Origin of the sequence: Novosphingobium mathurense, from assembly GCF_900168325.1 — a bacterium.
Taxonomy (GTDB): domain Bacteria; phylum Pseudomonadota; class Alphaproteobacteria; order Sphingomonadales; family Sphingomonadaceae; genus Novosphingobium; species Novosphingobium mathurense.
In genome coordinates this window covers 921,209-935,755 of sequence record NZ_FVZE01000001.1, presented here as the reverse complement: position 1 = coordinate 935,755, position 14,547 = coordinate 921,209, and the positions used below count along the sequence as shown (strand labels likewise).

At 63.8% G+C, this 14,547-nt stretch carries 10 protein-coding genes; 6 read left to right on the top strand and 4 right to left on the bottom strand.

The features are described 5' to 3' along the window. Window positions 1–18 precede the first annotated feature (18 nt). Window positions 19–2,070 carry a M3 family metallopeptidase gene (locus B5483_RS04435; RefSeq protein WP_079729577.1) on the top strand — a complete coding sequence of 684 codons (2,052 nt, stop codon included), beginning with the start codon at window positions 19–21 and terminating at the stop codon, window positions 2,068–2,070. A 48-nt stretch (window positions 2,071–2,118) separates the two neighbouring features. Further along, the gene (locus B5483_RS04430) at window positions 2,119–3,195 is read left to right on the top strand and encodes a PLP-dependent cysteine synthase family protein (RefSeq protein ID WP_079729576.1); all 1,077 of its coding nucleotides are present in this window, start codon (window positions 2,119–2,121) and stop codon (window positions 3,193–3,195) included. A gap of 63 nt (window positions 3,196–3,258) precedes the next feature. Here B5483_RS04430 and B5483_RS04425 read toward each other — a convergent pair whose 3' ends face one another. The 4 genes from B5483_RS04425 to B5483_RS04410 form a co-directional block, all read right to left on the bottom strand. Then, entirely contained in the window at window positions 3,259–4,527 is a 1,269-nt protein-coding gene (locus tag B5483_RS04425; protein WP_217698189.1) for an MFS transporter, read from the bottom strand. 118 nt (window positions 4,528–4,645) lie between these two features. Then, window positions 4,646–6,082 carry an efflux transporter outer membrane subunit gene (locus B5483_RS04420; protein ID WP_079729574.1) on the bottom strand — a complete coding sequence of 479 codons (1,437 nt, stop codon included), beginning with the start codon at window positions 6,080–6,082 and terminating at the stop codon, window positions 4,646–4,648. 2 nt (window positions 6,083–6,084) lie between these two features. Beyond that, the gene (locus B5483_RS04415; protein WP_079729573.1) at window positions 6,085–9,195 is read right to left on the bottom strand and encodes a multidrug efflux RND transporter permease subunit; all 3,111 of its coding nucleotides are present in this window, start codon (window positions 9,193–9,195) and stop codon (window positions 6,085–6,087) included. A 9-nt stretch (window positions 9,196–9,204) separates the two neighbouring features. After that, a complete protein-coding gene (locus B5483_RS04410; protein WP_139383903.1) occupies window positions 9,205–10,278 on the bottom strand; it encodes an efflux RND transporter periplasmic adaptor subunit in 1,074 nt (357 codons plus the stop codon). Between the two features lie 181 nt (window positions 10,279–10,459). On the opposite strand from B5483_RS04410, the gene B5483_RS04405 reads away from it, so the two are divergent. The 4 genes from B5483_RS04405 to B5483_RS04390 all read left to right on the top strand — a co-directional run bounded on the left by B5483_RS04405 (window position 10,460) and on the right by B5483_RS04390 (window position 14,537). Continuing rightward, complete coding sequence (locus B5483_RS04405; protein WP_054946522.1) at window positions 10,460–11,137, top strand: response regulator; 678 nt, start codon at window positions 10,460–10,462, stop codon at window positions 11,135–11,137. After that, window positions 11,134–12,201, top strand: a complete 1,068-nt coding sequence (locus B5483_RS04400; RefSeq protein WP_139383902.1) for an ATP-binding protein — start codon at window positions 11,134–11,136, stop codon at window positions 12,199–12,201. Before B5483_RS04405 ends, B5483_RS04400 begins: the two co-directional genes overlap by 4 nt. A gap of 179 nt (window positions 12,202–12,380) precedes the next feature. Continuing rightward, window positions 12,381–14,033 (top strand): FAD-binding protein, encoded by a 1,653-nt coding sequence (locus B5483_RS04395; RefSeq protein WP_245828814.1) that lies wholly within the window; start codon window positions 12,381–12,383, stop codon window positions 14,031–14,033. Window positions 14,034–14,120: 87 nt separating this feature from the next. Further along, entirely contained in the window at window positions 14,121–14,537 is a 417-nt protein-coding gene (locus B5483_RS04390; RefSeq protein ID WP_245828813.1) for a hypothetical protein, read from the top strand. Window positions 14,538–14,547: the final 10 nt, after the last annotated feature.

Sequence of the window (14,547 nt, the reverse complement as noted above, 5' to 3'; positions counted from 1 at the left end):
CGCCCCAACCCGGATTGGATGACGATGAACCCGTTGCTGAAGACGCTGGACCTGCCGCGCTTCGCCGAAATCAGGCCCGATCAGATCGAGACCGCGCTGGATCAGGTGATCGCTGACCATCAGGCGGTCGTGCGCAGCCTGGTTGAGAACGAGCCGGTCACCTTTGCCGAAGCGTGGATGCCGTTGGAGCGGGCAGGCACCGCGATTGCGGGTGTCTGGTCGGTCGTCTCGCATCTTCATGGCGTGGCGGACAGCCCCGAACTTCGCGCCGCCTTTGCTGCCGGGCAGGCCCGGCTGGTCCGGAACCATCTGCAGATGATGCAGAACGGGGCCCTCTACGAGGTACTCGTCGGGCTTTCGAGGACGAGCGAATTCGCCGGATTGCCCGATGCCGATCGCACCGCAGTGGAACATATGATCCGCGATTTCCGGCTTTCCGGTGTGGCCCTCGATCCCGAGAAGCGCGAACGTTTCGGCGCGATCTCAGTGGAACTGTCCAGCCTGACCACGGCGTTCGGCAATGCCGTTCTCGACGCGACGGATGCCTGGTTCGAGCATGTCATGGATGAATCGCTGCTCGCCGGACTCTCCGACTCCGACAAGGCGATGTTCGCCGAGACTGCCAGGGCGCGGGGCCAGGCAGGGTGGGTCGTGACGCTGCAGATGCCGAGCGTGAATGCGATCCTGTCCTTTGCCGAGGACCGGGCCCTTCGTGAGCGCGTGTATACGGCTTCCGGAACGCGGGCATCGGACCGGGGCCCCCATGCCGGTCAGTTCGACAACTCCGAACGGATCGCCGGCATCCTGGCTTTGCGTCGCGAAGCGGCTGCTCTGCTGGGCTTTGCCGATCCGGTTGCATGGTCGCTGGCCACGAAGATGGCTTCCGGGGCAGGGGACGTTCTGGCTTTCCTGCGCGATCTGGGGCGCCGTGCGAAACCCGCGGCAGAGCGGGAGTTCGCTGCCCTTGCGGCCTATGCTGCCGAACACCTCGGAATCGGCGATCTGCAGCCGTGGGACGTCGCCTTCGTATCGGAGCGGCTCCGCAAATCGCGGTATGCCGTCGACGAACAGGAAGTGCGCGCCTATTTCCCGGTCGAAAATGTCATTACCGGCTGGCAGGACCTGCTCGACCGACTGTTCGGGATCCGCATGGTCGAGCGACGGGACCTTGCCGTCTATCATCCCGATGCCTGCTATTACGATGTGACCGACGAAGATGGCGAAGTGTTCGCCGGAGTTTATCTCGATCTCCATTCCCGCCCCGGAAAGCGGAGCGGCGCCTGGATGGCGCAGGCGCGACCGCGGCTGAACGATGGCGATGTGCGGCGTGTCCCGGTCGCCTATCTCGTCTGCAATTTCGCGCCCAGGGCCGAAGGCAATCCATCGCTGCTAAGCCACCGGGAGGTTGTGACATTCCTGCACGAGACGGGGCATTGCCTGCATCACCTGTTCACCCGGGTCGACCGTCCCGACATCGCAGGCACCAACGGCTTCGAGTGGGACGCGATCGAATTGCCCAGTCAGTTGATGGAGGATTTCGCCTGGGATCGGCAGGTCCTTCGCGGCATGTCCGGGCACTACCGGACGGGTGCTTCGCTGCCCGATCCCCTGTTCGACAGGCTGCTGGCAGCGCGCCAGTTCCTTTCGGGCATGTTCATCGTGCGACAGGTGGAATTCGCGCTGTTCGATCTCTTGCTGCATCTGGGTACGTTGGGCACCGATCCGATGGAGGTGATCGAGGCGGTGCGTGACGAGGTTGCGGTGATACATCCGCCGGGCTGGCACCGCTTTCCACATGCCTTCTCGCATATTTTCGCGGGTGGCTACGCTGCTGGCTACTACAGCTACTTATGGGCCGAAGTGCTTGCGGCCGACGGTTTCCAGCGATTTGCCGAAGCCGGCCTGATCGATCGGCCGACTGCCGAGAAATTCCGGGAGGAAATCCTCTCGCGCGGGGCCAGTCGGCCTGCTGCCGTGAGTTTCCGGGCATTTCGGGAACGGGATCCCGATCCGCAGGCCATGCTGGTCCGGCGCGGACTGACGCAGGATCCGGTGCATGCACCATCGTGAGGGATGGCGCATTGAGTGGAGGCGAATATCCAATGGAGCTGATTTTCGATGACTGCTGATAAAAGCGATGCAGCCGCACGCGCCTGGCGCGCAGAGGCCATTCGCAGGATCGAGGCGGACTACAATCGTTCGGCCGACACGCATCTCATTAGGATCGATCTGCCCCGCCACCCGGATATCAAGCTGTATCTGAAGGACGAGAGCAGCCATCCGACCGGCAGCCTCAAGCACCGGTTGGCCCGCTCGCTCTTCCTCTATGCGCTGTGCAATGCCTGGATCGGCCCGGACACGTGCGTGATCGAGGCATCCTCGGGATCGACTGCCGTCAGCGAAGCCTATTTCGCGCGGATGCTGGGGCTGCGCTTCATCGCCGTGGTGCCGGCGACCACCGCTGCGCCGAAGCTCGACGCGATCCGCTTCCACGGCGGCGAGATCCATGCCGTCGACGACCCGCGAACGGTCTACGATGTCGCGCATCGCCTCGCCAGCGAGACGGGCGGGCATTATCTCGACCAGTTCACCTATGCCGAGCGCGCCACCGACTGGCGGGGCAACAACAATATCGCGGAAAGCATATTCGCGCAGATGTCGGCCGAGGAATATCCGGTGCCGATGTGGGTTGTATGCGGTGCGGGCACGGGCGGGACTTCCGCGACGATCGGCCGCTATATCGGCTATCAGCGCCATGCGACCCGGCTTTGCGTCGCCGATCCGGTCCATTCGATATTTCACCGCCACTTTGTGGATCGCAATGCGGTTTCCCTGCCGGAAGGTCATGCCAGTCGCATCGAAGGGATCGGTCGCCCACGCGTCGAGCCCAGCTTCATCCCTTCGGTGATCGATCGCATGATCGCGGTCGAGGACGCACAAAGTATCGGCGCGATGCGTGCGTTGTCCCGCCGTCTGGGCCGCAGAGTAGGAGGGTCGACCGGAACGAACCTCGTGGCTTGTGCGCAATTGATCGAAGAGATGTCCGCTCAAGGCGAGCAAGGTTCGATCGTCACGATCCTGTGCGATGGCGGTGAACGTTACGGGTGTACCTATTACGACGATGCCTGGCTGTCGGCATGTGGCGTCGACTGGCAGGCGCACGAAAACGCCATCGCTCAAATGATCTCGGCTTGAGGCAATCGACCGGGACAGGTGGCTGCCGATCGTTCCGCCCAGTCCGGCCGGGCGCTCGGCAGTTCAATCGGCCTTGCGCAACGTGGGGGACTGGAAGGCCAGAAGGCATATCAACGTGCCAAGTCCGCCCAGAAGCACGAACAGCCAGCGAACACCTATCGCTTCACCAAGCGGTGCGGCGGCAAGCAGGCCGACGGGCGCAGCCAGTCCCATCAGGGTGTTGAGCAGCGAGAGAACCCGACCCTGAAACCGGTTGGGTACTGTCGACTGGATCAATGCGGTAAATGGCGCATCGCCAAGGATGAAGGTCGTACCGCTCAGCGCCCAGAATATGGTCGCCAGCCAGAATAGCGCCGGTGGCATCAGCGCAGTCAGAGCCAGCGTCGCGCAGGACAGGGCGAAGCCCCACAGGATCCACCTTACGATCCTTTTGGGTACGATTGCCGCCACGATGAGGCCGCCCAGGATCATTCCCGCTCCGCCCAGGCTTTCCAGGACGGCCACCTGGACGGGGCCACCTCCGAAGTGTTCCTTCACGAGAAGCGGCAGGAGGGTGAAAGTCGGCATGACGACAAGAACCACGGCGGTCAGCAAAGCATAGATGCGAAGCAATCCGGGGCTCTGCCACACGATGCGAATGCCTTCGCGGAATTCTGACCACAGGCTGGTTGAAGGATTCCAGGGTGTCCGGTGCTGCGGAATGGCAAACAGGAGGAGCGGCGCGATACCGATAAGGGCGGTCGCGACATCGATCCACAGCGCCATGCCAACGGGCATGACGCTGATCGCAAGTGCACCGAACGGCGCGGCAGCAATGGTCACGATTCCGATCATGGTCTGGTTGAGTCCTGCCGCGCGGGGCAGGAAGCCGGCGGGCACGAGCATCGCCGTGCTCGCCGACGAGGCGGGCATCTGGAACGCGGCTGCCGCGCTGCGGACAAACATCGCGGCATAGACATGCCACAAGGCGATCTGCCCGCTCGCGAACAGGGCGATCAGCACGAGGATGCAAACGGCGCTGACCGTATCGGCAACGATCATCAGCATCCGTCGGCTGTAGCGATCGGCGAAAGTCCCGCCGATCGGGCCCAGCAATGCCTGCGGCAACAGCGCGACCAGCCCGGCCGTTGCCAGCGCGCCAAGATCGCCAGTGGTGTCGGTAATCCACCAGATGAGAACGAACTGCGTCATCGCTGAACCGATCAGCGACAGCGCCTGTCCGCCGAAAATCGACCAGTAGCGCCAACGCCAGCCCGGGCCGGGATCAGCGCTGCCGGAGGAATATCCGCCGCTGACGGCTTGCGGTGAAGATGCCTGCATGGTGTCGTTCAATGTCACAAGATTGGCGCAGGAGCGTTCGTCCAGCGTCCTTGGTCGCGAACTTGGCGATACACGAATTCCCGGTCGGGAATGGCGATATCATCGCCATGCAGCATGGAGCCGGATGCACTCACGGCGTGTCGGTATTTTGCCCGGTGTCGCCGCCCAGCGCACGATACAGGGCGGCAGCGCTGGCCAGTTCGTCGCGCCGAACGACAAGTGCTGCCTGTTGCGCGGCATAAGTAGCGCGTTGGGCATCGAGCAGTTCCAGACGGCTCGACATCCCGGCACTATAGGAAAGCTGCGCCAGCGAAGCGCGGCGTTGCGCCTGGGTTACGACAGCGCGCAGTTCGGTCAGCTGCGTGGCATACGTCGCGCGCGCCGCCAGGCCGTCTGCGACCTCGCGAAAGGCGGTCTGAATCGTCTTTTCGTAGGTTGCGACGGCGGTGGAGGTGCGCAACTTCGCAATGTCGAGATTGCCACGCAGCTCGCCGCCGCGAAACACCGGCACGCTGATCGCAGGCGAATAGGACCACGAGCGATTTGCCCCCTGGAACAGTCCCTCGAAAGCGCGGCTGGCAAAACCGAAGGCAGCCGTCAGGGATATGCGAGGAAAGAATGCTGCGCGGGCCGCGCCGACATCGGCGTTGGCGGCGCGCAACTCCTGCTCTGCCTGTGCAATGTCGGGCCGGTGGATCAACAGGTCCGACGGCGTGCCCGCGTTCAGCTCGGTGCGGATCGGCTGATCCATCAGTGATATGGGCGGCGGCAGATCGCCGGGCAGCGGCGCTCCGACCGCCAGAGTCAGAGCGTTGCTCGCCTGTGCCAGTTCCCGCTCGCGCTGGGCCAGATCGGCCTGTGCCTGGCGCACCAGGCCTTCGGCCTGCGCCAGATCGACCCCACTGGCCTGTCCGGCCGCCTTCAACCTTCGCGAGATGTCGAGGGATGTTTCCCAGTCCGCCAAAGTCGAGCGGGTGAGGGAGAGTTGTTCCTCGGCCAGTCGCTCGTTCAGATAGGCGTCGACGACCGTCCCGATGACGTTGAGACGCACGGCATGCCTGGCCTCTACCGAGGATAGCCAGCGGTGGAACGCTGCCTCGTTCAAGGCACGCAAACGGCCGAAAAGGTCGATCTCGAAACTTGTCAGTGCTGCCTGGGCCGTGAACTGCCCGAACTCGATACCGGTCGCACCGTTGCCCGAGGTGCCGCCGACAGCCGCGCCCGTTGCGCCGGCGGGCTGCCGCTGCCGGGAATAGCCGCCCTCGGCGTTGATCGAGGGGAGAGACTGGGCGCGCTGGACGGTCCGTTGCGCTCGCGCGGCCTCGGCATTGAGCGCGGCGATCCTCAGATCGCGATTGGCGTCGAGCGACAGGGCGATAAGCCGCTGCAGGCGCGGATCGCCGAACATGCCGCGCCATGCGGGCAGCGCCTCGGCCGTCGCTGCAGTGTCTGCTCCGGGGTAGCTGTCTGCGACCGGTGCGGGCGGCAGGTTCAGCTTCGGTGTCATCGAACAGGCGCCGGTCGCCAGTAACAGGATAAGTGTCAGGGGGCGCATCGAAATTCCCATGGTCATGCCTCCTTCGTCGTCCGTCGCGCTGTCCAGCGCTCGGCCAGGCTTGCCACCACCACGAAGAAGACCGGCACGAATATCAGCGCCAGCACGGTTCCGGTGATCATCCCGCCGAACACCCCGGTCCCGATCGCGTGCTGCGTCTCGGCGCTGGCACCGCCTGCCAGCATCAGCGGCACGACTCCCAGCGTGAAGGCCAGACTGGTCATGACGATCGGGCGCAGGCGAATGCGGGCCGCAGTTATGGTCGCCTCGATCAGGGAACTGCCCGCCTCGCGATACTGTTTGGCGAACTCGACGATCAGGATCGCGTTCTTGGCGCTGAGGCCGATGATGGTGATGAGGCCGACATTGAAGAAGATGTCATTGGACAGGCCGCGCACCATCACTGCCATCACCGCGCCGATCAGGCCCAGTGGCACCACCAGCATCACCGCCACCGGGATCGACCAGCTTTCGTAAAGGGCAGCCAGCACGAGGAACACGACCAGCATCGACAGGGCCAGCAGCATCGGCGCCTGCGCCCCGGCCTCGCGTTCCTGCAGCGATTGGCCGGTCCATTCGATCCCGAAGCCCGGGGGCAGTTGTGCAGCGAGTCGTTCCATCTCCACCATCGCAGTGCCGCTGGAGACTCCAGATGCTGCCGAGCCGGAAATGCTGACCGCCGGATAGCCGTTATAGCGCGAGAGTTGGAGCGGCCCGTTGCTCCAGACCGGAGTGACCAGTTCGGCCAGCGGCACGGTTCCGCCGCTGATGTTGCGGACGCGCAGCTGCATCACGTCGTCCAGATTCATGCGGTAGTTTGCATCGACCTGCACGATCACCTGCTGCAAGCGGCCCCGGTTGGAGAAGTCGTTGACGTAATTGCTGCCCAGCGCGGTGCTGATAACGTCGGAGATCGCGGTGTAGGATACGCCGAGCGCCCGAGCTTTCGCCCGATCGATATCCAGTCGTACGCTAGTACCTGAAGGCAGCCCGTCGGCACGGACATCGGTCACCTTGTCGCTGCGGGCGGCCTGCGAGATCAGCATGTCGCGCGCGGCGAACAGCGCTTCGCGTCCCTTGCCCGCACGGTCCTCCAGTCGCAGTGAAAAGCCGGAGGACGTGCCAAGCTCTTCGATCGTGGGCGGCATCATGCTCATTACCTGACCTTCATGAACGGAGGCATCGGTCGCCGCATTGGCCGCCTCGATCTCCTTGCTGACATCGGTTCCGCCGCGCTCGCCCCAGTCCTTCAACATGGTGAAGACCATTGCGGCATTCGGCCCCGAGCCGGAAAAGCCAAAGCCCATGATCGACTGGGTCCTCTCGATGCCCGGCCGTTTCGTCGCATGCTCCTCGAAAACCTTGACGGCATCCAGCGTGCGGCTTGCGGTCGCATCCGCCGGAAGCTGGAAGCTGGTCATGAAATACCCCTGATCCTCGTCCGGCATGAATGAGGAGGGCAGGTTGATGAAAGCAATGCCCAACAGTCCGACGATGGCCGCGAACACCGCCATCATGCGTCCGGTCCGCTTCAGGAGCTTGCGGACCCATTCCTGATAGCCTTGGGTGGCGCGGTCGAACCGCTCATCGAACCAGGTGAAGAACCGGTTCTTGCGCGGTTCGTCCGAAATCGGCTTGAGCAGGGTTGCGCACAGGGCAGGGGTCAGCGTCAGTGCGAGGAAGGCCGAAAACAGGATCGATACCGCCATGGCCATGGTGAACTGTCGATAGATCGTGCCGACCGACCCCGAGGCCAGCGCCATCGGAATGAAGACGGCCGACAGGACCAGGGTGATACCGATGACCGCCGGCGTGATTTCCTTCATGGCCATGCTCGTGGCATCGCGGGGGGAAAGGCGCTTCTCGTGCATCAGCCGCTCGACGTTCTCGACGACGACGATCGCATCGTCGACGATGATGCCGATCGCCAGCACCATCCCGAACATCGTCAGCACGTTGATCGAAAAGCCCGACATCAGCATGACCGCGATCGTGCCCAGCAGCGCGATCGGCGCAACGATCGCGGGTATGAGCGTATAGCGAGCCTGCTGGAGAAACAGGTACATCACGAGGAACACGAGGATCATCGCTTCGATCAGCGTGTGCACCACCTTTTCGATGGAGATGCGCACGAACGGAGCAGTGTCGAACGGGACCGACCAGCGCATGTCCTGCGGCATCGATTTGGCCAGTTCGGTCATGCGGGCGCGGACCGCCTGCGAAGTGGCCACGGCATTGGCGCCCGGGGAAAGCTGAAGGCCGACCGAGGCGACGGGCTTGCCGTTTTCGCGCGTGGAATTGCCGTAAATCTGCTGCCCCAGTTCGATCCGGGCCACCTTGTCCAGCGTGACGCTGGACCCGTCCGTATTCGCCTTCAGGATGACCTGTGCGAAATCTTCGATGGTCTTCAGCTGGCCGTCGGCGGTCAGCGGCACGAGCACGCGCTGTCCCTGCGTCGTCGGCTCCGTGCCGAGCGTGCCGGGGGCGATCTGGACATTCTGTTCGGCGATGGCCGAGGTCACGTCGCTGGTAGTCAGGCCGTATCCGGCAAGCTTTATGGGATCGAGCCAGATGCGCATCGCCCGCTCGGAGGAGAAACTCTGGACGCGGCCCACTCCGGGCACGCGCTTCAGTTCGTCGACGATGTTGCGCGTCATGTAGTCGGTGAGTTCCAACTCGTCATAACGCTCATCGGACACCAGGCTGACGAACATGAGAAAGCCCGAGGACGCGGCTTCCACGGTGACACCGGTCTGGCGCACGACCTGCGGCAGGCGCGCTTCGATGGCCTTGAGCCGGTTCTGGACGTCCACCTGGGCCATCTCCGGATTGGTGCCCGGACGAAAGGTCGCAGTGATCGAGGCCGATCCAGATGTGTCTGCCGAGCTTTCGAAATACAGAAGGTTCTTCACGCTCGACAGCTCACGCTCAACCAGCGAAATGACACTGTCGTTCAGCGTTTGTGGCGTGGCTCCGGGATATGTGGCGTAGATGCTGACAGTGGGGGGGGCGACGCTGGGGAAGCGCGCTACCGGCATCTGCGGGATGGCGATGGCGCCCATCAGGACGATGGCGATGGCGATGACCCAGGCGAAGACCGGGCGGTTGATGAAGAACTGAGGCATGGTTTTTCGTCAGCCCGCCTTGCGGCCAACCCATGAGCGCTGCCTGACCGGGGTGCCGGATTGCACCCGATCCTGGCCTTCAACGATCACGATTTCACCTTTGCGCAGCCCCGACTGGATGACGTAGCGGCCATCGCTCAGCGGGCCGAGCTGGACCCGGCGGACATGGACCCGGTCCTGCGAATCGACCACGCTGATCTGCGCAGCGCCATCGTCTGCACGCGTCACGGCCTGCTGCGGTACGGTCAAAGCCGCGGGTATTACAGCGCGGGGCAAGCGGGCGCGCACGAACATGCCCGGCAAAAGCCGCTCGCCGGGGTTCGCTACCTCGACGCGGACCAGCGCGTCGCCGGTGGTCGGATCGACCGCGATGCCTGAAAACAGGATGCGCCCTTTCACGGGGTGGAGGCTTCCGGACGACGTAAGGATGTCGACCGGCCCCGCTGCGCCCTTTTCGCGAAGCGCGGCGTACTGTTCGGCAGGTTGCCGGACATCGATATAAACGCGGTCGATCTGCTGGATGGTTGCCAGCGGGTTTGCATCGGCAGCTGCAACCAGCGCGCCCTCGGTCACATTGGTAGCACCGATGCGACCGGAGATCGGGGCGGTCACCCGCGAAAAGCCGAGGTCGATCTGCCGGCGGCGCAAGGTTGCGCGGGCTTCTGCCACTTCGGCGGCGGCCTGGTCGCGCGCGGCGACGGCATCGTCATAGCTCTGGCGGCTGATGGCATCGGCTTCGACCAGCGGCTTCAGCCGATCGGCCTGTCCGCGCGCGCGGGCGTAGGTGGCAGCCGCTTTCGCGACGGTCGCCTTGGCGGTGTCGGCATCGGCCCGGAACGGCGCAGGGCTGATCTGGAACAGCACCTGACCGGCGCTGACGGCCGCTCCCTGCTCGAACAAGCGGCGCTGGATAATGCCGCCGACCTGCGGGCGGATCTCGGCGGTGCGGTATGCCACGACGCGGCCCGGCAGTTCGTCCACCGCCGTCACTGCGCTCGGTTCGACGCGCACGGTCAAAACTTCGACGGCAGTTGCGGTTTTCGAGGGTGCCTCGGTGGAACAGCCGGCCAAGAGTGCAGACATGGCGCATACGACCGGCAGCGCATATCGCGTGCTTCGAGCAATAGATCGACGTATCATGCCTTCGCCTATCTGCGCGTTCGGTTGCGCCTGTGTCGAGGTTTTATGGAGACTGTGTGGAGTAAGGCTGGCAAAGCGCCGAATTTCGCTGATAAGTCGGGTCCATGCCTATCGGAGACCCCGAATGAATCCGCTCGCGCTCATTGCCGAAGATGACAAGGACATTGCCGAGATCATTCGCGCCTATCTCGAGCGCGAAGGTTTCCGCACCGTGCAGGCCAGCGACGGTCGGACAGCGCTGGACATTCATCTGGCCCTGAAGCCCGACATCCTGCTGCTCGACATCTCGATGCCCTTGGTCGATGGGTGGGGCGTGCTGTCCGAAGTCAGGCGGCGGGGCAACACGCCGGTCGTTGTCATCACTGCGCTCGATCAGGATATCGACAAGCTTCAGGCATTGCGGATCGGTGCGGACGATTATGTCGTCAAGCCTTTCAATCCGGTTGAAGTTGTGGCGCGGGTCAAGGCGGTACTCCGGCGCTCGGGCGATTATGGCGCGAACGGTGTGCTCCGCGTAGGCCCGGTCGAGATCGACACCAACGCGCACCTGGTCAGGACCGAACGGGGCGAGGTCGCCTTGACGCTTACAGAATTTCGCCTGCTGACCCACATGGCCCGAACGCCGACGCGGGTGTTCAGCCGCGGCGAGTTGCTGGATGCCTGCATGCCCGGATCGGATGCGCTCGATCGCACGGTCGACAGCCATGTCAGCAAACTTCGTCGCAAGCTCGATCAGGCGGGCGTGCCTGAAATGCCGGAAGGGGTGCGCGGCGTCGGTTATCGCTTGTGGTCGCGCGGATGAGAGGCCGGATCAGCCTTGCCCGGCAGTTGGCGCTTTCGATGGCGGCGCTCGCTCTGGCGGCGGTCGCCGTCATCACGTTGGCCTTCTACGTGGTATATGCGGTGTTGGAGCGCTGGCGGATCGTAGCGCCCCCGCCGCCGAGCGCCAGCGACACTTTCGGGCTCGATGTCGGCATTACGCTTGCGGCCTGTTTGATGGGGGTCCTGCTTGCGTTGGCGATCGCCATCCGGCTTGCCCGGCGGATCGTTCGCCCGCTTGGGGCCGTGGGCGAAGCCGCACGTCGCATCGCGGAGGGCAATCTCACCACACGGGTGGAATCGGTCGGCGAGGCGCATGGCGAAACGGCACTGCTGATCGCCGACTTCAATGCCATGGCCAGCCGTCTGCAGCGCATGTCCGATGACGTGAAAGTCTGGAACGCCCAGATCGCGCATGAGTTGCGGACACCGCTTACCATCCTGCGAGGACGTCTTCAGGGCGTGAAGGACGGCGTCTTCGTCTTGGATGAAAAGCTTGTCGACGATCTCATGAAGCAGGTCGACGGTCTGGCCCGGTTGGTGGAGGATCTGCGCAGCGTAAGTCTGGCCGATAGCGGGCGGCTTGAGTTGATGTTTTCGGACGTTGATCTCGCTGCCGAGGTGAACGACATGCGCCCGATCCTCACTTCGATGCTGACGCCTGCAGGGTTCGGCCTGGAACTGGTCCTGCAACCTGCGATCGTGCGGGTGGACCCAGCACGCATCCGGCAAGCGATAATTGCGCTGGTCGACAACGCTCGCCGTCATGCCGATCCATGCACCTTGCGGATCGTTGTCGAATTCTCCGATCAGACAGCCGTGATTACCGTTGCCGACGAAGGGCCGGGCCTTGCGGAGGGCTTCCGGGAGGATGCCTTTACGCAATTCGCGCGTGGTGAGCGCATCTCCGAAGGTTCGGGTCTTGGCCTGGCCGTTGTCCGGGGTATTGCGCGGGCACACGGCGGCGATGCGACGTACTTGCGGACATCGTCCCACTCGATGTTCCGTATATCGCTGCCGAAGTCGCAGTCCGCAAACGTCGCGTAGCCTTTCGGCGCGGCGATCACGGTTGCCGACCTGTCCCGTTCACCGAACGCCAGCCACCTATGACAATTCGGAGTGGTTGCCCTTTCATGGCCTGATTTACAACCGTCGTTGCAAAACGAGCGCTCGCCCTTGTCGGGACCGGAAACGGTCACGGCACCGGGTAAATCGGGAGATGGATTGTGACGGATCAGTTCGAGTGGGACCGGGAAGCGGACGTCGTGGTTCTCGGGTCGGGCGGAGCGGCGATGACGGCCGCAATTTCCGCTTTCGATTTCGGGGCGAAGGACGTGGTGATCCTTGAGAAGACCGGGATGGTGGGCGGTACCACTGCCATGTCCGGAGGCATGCTCTGGATTCCGGGAAACCATCACCAGCTGGAAGCCGGTATCGAGGAAAACGACGAGGACGTAGTGGCCTACCTCGATTCCCTCGCACCGGGGCAACTCGATCCAGAGACCCTGATGGCGTTCATGGAAACGGGACCGGAAATGATCCGCTACTTCGCGGACAGGACGCCTGTCCGGTTCCATGCCTTTACCGACTTTCCCGATTATCAGTCCTATATGCCGGGCGCGAAGCCGGACGGAGGGCGGTCGCTCGACAATGAGGCTTTCGCATTCGAAAGGCTCGGCAAGTGGGCGAGCCGGGTGAACCCTACCAAGATGGCCTATCCGGTCCGCGGCAGCCTGATGGAGGCGATAACCGGCGCCCTCGATGAAGCGACACTCGCAGAGCGAGAGGCAAAGGATTATCGGGGACTGGGCCAGGCCCTGGCCGGCTCGTTGTTCAAGGCCGTGCTGGATCGCGGGATTCCGGTGGAGTTCGAAAAGCGGGCGCGCAGGCTGATCAAGGCCGGCGACCGGGTGATAGGCGTCGTTGCTGAAGATGGGGATGGCAAGGACTATCGCGTGCGGGCCCGGCGCGGCGTGGTGATTGCCACCGGAGGCTTCGAATGGAACGAGAAGCTGGTCCAGACTTTCCTGCGCGGTCCGCTCACCGGGCCGGTCAGCGTGCCGGAAAACGAGGGCGACGGTCTGCTCATGGCCATCGACGCCGGAGCGCAACTGGGCAACATGCAACACGCCTTCTGGATGCAGAGCGTTCTGGAGTTCAAGCCGCAGCACCGCAATGCCAAGCCCAATTTCCTGCTGGGTTCGGACGAGCGCGCGCGGCCCGGTGCGATCCTCGTCAACCGCGCGGGCAAGCGCTTCGTGAATGAGGCGGCGAACTACAATGCGCTGGGCAAGACGCTGCACGCTTTCGATGCCGGGACGCACAGCTACGCCAACCTGCCGTACTGGTTGATCATCGACCAGCGCTACCGCGACAGGTACCACACCTTCAACACGCCGCCGGGCGGTCCGGTGCCTTCTTTCATGATCCAGGCCGATACGCTTGAGGAACTGGCGCACGAGGCCGGGATCGATGCCGAAGGCCTAGTCGCCACGGTGGCGCGTTTCAACGACATGGTGCGCAAGGGCCATGACGACGATTTCAACCGCGGCGACAACACCTACGACAATTTCTACATGTGGGGCGATGCCGCCTTCGATCCGCCCCATCGCACCCTGGGCGTGATCGATCGGGCTCCCTATTACGCCGTGAAGATGGAAGCGGGCGCGCTGGGAACCGCCGGCGGTCCGCGGACCAATGCCGATGCCCAGGTGCTGGACTGGGACGACAACCCGATCCCCGGCCTCTACGCGGCGGGCAACGCGATGGCGGCGGTCCTTGGCGAAGCCTATGGCGGCGCGGGAGGCACGCTCGGGCCGGGCATGACCTTCGGCTACATCGCCGGACGACACCTGGGAACGCACATCCCGAACCGCTGAGCCGGCAGGCACTGCGCCCCGATTTGAGGGACTTCAATGCGCCGCGCCCTTGAGCACACCGTCGGGTTTCGCTATCGATACGCCCTGATGGCCTTTATGCGTCACCTCAAGGTGGACCGCATCTGCATGATGTTCGTCCTTTCGCTCGCACTCCTGTTTGCGAGCGCGATGGCGTGGTCGAACATGGTTGTCGAGATGCAGCACGCGCCGGGGCAGGCGGATGAGCACGAAAGCGTGCTGCTCAGCAGCCTGACCGCACAGCTCGATCATCTGGACGATCATTTTCCCGACCAGGAGGACGAGGACGAAGCGGGCGGGGCACTGCAGGGGCACCATCACCATTCCGGCGATACGAATTCGGCAATCCCGACCGACGCCAGCCATGCCCACCGGATGGCCACGGTCGATGCCAACCTGCACGCGATCGGTCCGGATTGCGCAAAGCCGGGATCGGAGCTTACCGGTCTCGAGCGGCCTCCCCGCCTTCTTGCCATGAACGCCTGAATCCCGCGCC

Coding starts and splice junctions, on each gene's coding strand:
- B5483_RS04435 (WP_079729577.1), top strand. CDS start 19: ATGACGATGAACCCGTTGCTGAAGACGCTGGACCTGCCGCGCTTCGCC.
- B5483_RS04430 (WP_079729576.1), top strand. CDS start 2,119: ATGACTGCTGATAAAAGCGATGCAGCCGCACGCGCCTGGCGCGCAGAG.
- B5483_RS04420 (WP_079729574.1), bottom strand. CDS start 6,082: ATGGGAATTTCGATGCGCCCCCTGACACTTATCCTGTTACTGGCGACC.
- B5483_RS04415 (WP_079729573.1), bottom strand. CDS start 9,195: ATGCCTCAGTTCTTCATCAACCGCCCGGTCTTCGCCTGGGTCATCGCC.
- B5483_RS04410 (WP_139383903.1), bottom strand. CDS start 10,278: ATGTCTGCACTCTTGGCCGGCTGTTCCACCGAGGCACCCTCGAAAACC.
- B5483_RS04405 (WP_054946522.1), top strand. CDS start 10,460: ATGAATCCGCTCGCGCTCATTGCCGAAGATGACAAGGACATTGCCGAG.
- B5483_RS04400 (WP_139383902.1), top strand. CDS start 11,134: ATGAGAGGCCGGATCAGCCTTGCCCGGCAGTTGGCGCTTTCGATGGCG.
- B5483_RS04390 (WP_245828813.1), top strand. CDS start 14,121: ATGGCCTTTATGCGTCACCTCAAGGTGGACCGCATCTGCATGATGTTC.